Raw genomic sequence first — 2,527 nt, forward strand, 5'->3', positions numbered from 1 at the left:
GCCGGCGAGCAGGAACTGCTGGCCTACGCCCGCGGCCTCGACGCCCTCTCCCGGGGGCAGCAGGACGAAGCCCGGCAACTGCTGGAATGCCTGGGCGAAGAAGTGAAGGTGGGCGACATCGTCCTCAAGCCCCCCGCCGCCGTGCTGGCCGAAAGCCGCCCTGCCACCCGCGACGGCACCAAGCCACCGCGCCGGCGGGCCGTCCTGCTCTGCGCACCGGGCGTTCTCGATACAGAACTCGTGCGGGCAGCCCTGGCCGAAAACGATGTGGATCTGGACAGCAGCCCTGTCACCAGCGATGCCCAACGCTATCAAAACCTGATCGACGCGGACTTGATCATCTGCGACCTCAGCAGCGCGGACGCCAGCACCTGCTACCGCCTCGGGGTGGCCCTGGCGCTGCGGCGGGATGGCATCCTCTTGATTCTCCGTGGAAGTATCGAGCGGATCATGGCCCCCTTCGCCCGCAGCCTGGTTTACCACCACGAACCCGCGGGGGACACGGCAGAATCCCGCGCCCGCTTCACCGCGTGGATACGCGCGCAGACTGTCCAGGATGGACTACCCATGTCACCCAGCCCCCTCTATCTGGATGGCAAGCTCCGTCCTCCAGCACTGGGGAGACACGAGGGAGCCCCTTCGCCGCCGCTGCCCGCCAACGGCGCCCGCTGCCTAGTGCTCCAGCCTTACGGCAGCCTCCGTGAAGTCGGCTCGGGCGAGAGTGCCGACTTCGAACTGTCCTTCCGCTATATCGCCGAAAGCCTGCAGGAGCAAGGCTTGGCCTGTCTACGCCACGACCCCGCCAGCGAAACGGGCGACTCCCAGGCCCTGCGCCTTCTCGAGGAAGCGGATCTAGTCATCGCCAACCTGACACTCGCCACTCCCGACATGTTTGTCCATGTCGGCATGCGCCTCGGCCTTCGCCCCGCCCGAACCCTGCTGCTGGCGCGTGAAGGCACGACCATCCCCGCCGATCTGGCCGGCTGCCGGTTGGTTCACTATGTCCAGGGTGGCCCCGCCATCAATGAGCGGGAGGGTCGCGTCCTGAGCGCGACGATCTCCCGGCATATCCAGGGCATCAGGTCAGAAGCCCCCGTAGACAGCCCCGTCTACCTGGCCCTGCCCGACCTCCATCCAGCCGAGCGTGTCCGGCCGCGGATCTTCATCTCCTATGCCCACGCCTACGGCCGCTTCGTGCGCCCGCTGGCCGCGGCCCTCCAGGCCCTGGACCTGGAGGTGAACCGGGATGTGGACCTGGTGCAGGGCGAGAACTGGGCGGAAGACCTGGCCGCCCTGCTCGACAGGGCCGACCTCATCGTCTGCGTCATCGGCCGCGACACCGCCCTCAGCACCTTCCAGATGGCCGAGATCCAGCGCGCGCTGGCATCGGGCAAACCGGTCGTCCCGGTCCTCGTCGAACCCCTCTACGGCACGCCGGACACCCTCATCCCCCTGATCGCACGCCCCTGCGCCAACCGGGACGACCGTGGCCAGCGCCTCTACCTCGCAAACGTCGAACCCGACGCCCTCCCGTCCATCCTCCAGCGCACCGCCGTCCACATCCGCGCCGCCCTCGACGCCCCCGCACCGGCCGAACCGGTGGCGCTACGCCTGCTGACCGTCCGCGGCAACGAGCCCGGGAAGATGCACTACCTGCTGGACGAGAGCGGTCGCCGCGAGTGGACACGTTACCTGCAGCAGGATTTCATCACCTCGTTCCGCGACGCCCTGCGCGAGCACCCGGCGGATCTGCCGAAGATGCTGGAGTTCATCACCGACCCCCTGCTCCCGGTCGACTTCGCCACCCTGCCGCCGGCCCATGGCTACCGGCTGCTCCTCGACACAGGCGCCGCCGCCTACCCCTGGGAGCTGATCCTGGCCCTGCACCAGAACGGACTGAGCGCCCCCTTGCCGGCAATCCGCCGCCCGGATGGCAACCTGTTCTCCATCCAACGCTCCGCCCCACGCCCCGCCGCCCTGCTCATCGGCAACCCCAGCAGCGACGGCACCTACGGCGACGAGAACCCCCGCCTGCCCCCGCCGGAGCAAGGCGAGCTGTTCGACCGCTACCGCCGCACGCTGGAATCCCGCGGGCTGTCGGTCAGCGTGAGCATGGGCGAAAGTGCACGCGGCGTGGTGGAGCATCTTTACGCCCGAGACATCGGCATCCTGCTGATCAGCGGCACCTACCTGCACGACTACCGCCTGGACAGCGGCCGGAGCGCCTCCGGCTTCGTGCTCAGCGACGGCATGTTCCTGAGCGTCGAGGAACTAAGGCTGATGCGCAGCCTGCCCGATCTGGTGATCCTCGACGATCCGGCCACCGGCAGCCGGGCCTTCGGCGCGGAGATGGCCCCGGCCCTGCTGAAGGCAGGCGTGCCTTGCGTGGTGGTCAGCGCCTGGGGGGTGGAGCGCCGTCTGGCCGGACACTACTTCGAAACCCTGCTGGCCGCGGTGGGCGCCGGCGAGCCCTTCGCGGGCGCCCACGCGGGCGCCATCCAGGCTTGTGCTACTGCGGCCCCCGCCG

General features: G+C 69.2%; 1 protein-coding gene. It reads left to right on the top strand.

Going from position 1 to position 2,527, the window contains the following annotated elements; translation table 11 throughout:
* A partial coding sequence (locus J0L98_RS21540; RefSeq protein ID WP_296414286.1) for a TIR domain-containing protein occupies positions 1 to 2,527 on the top strand: 2,527 nt, incomplete at both ends.

The sequence above is a fragment of the Zoogloea sp. genome, assembly GCF_017302315.1.
Taxonomy (GTDB): domain Bacteria; phylum Pseudomonadota; class Gammaproteobacteria; order Burkholderiales; family Rhodocyclaceae; genus Zoogloea.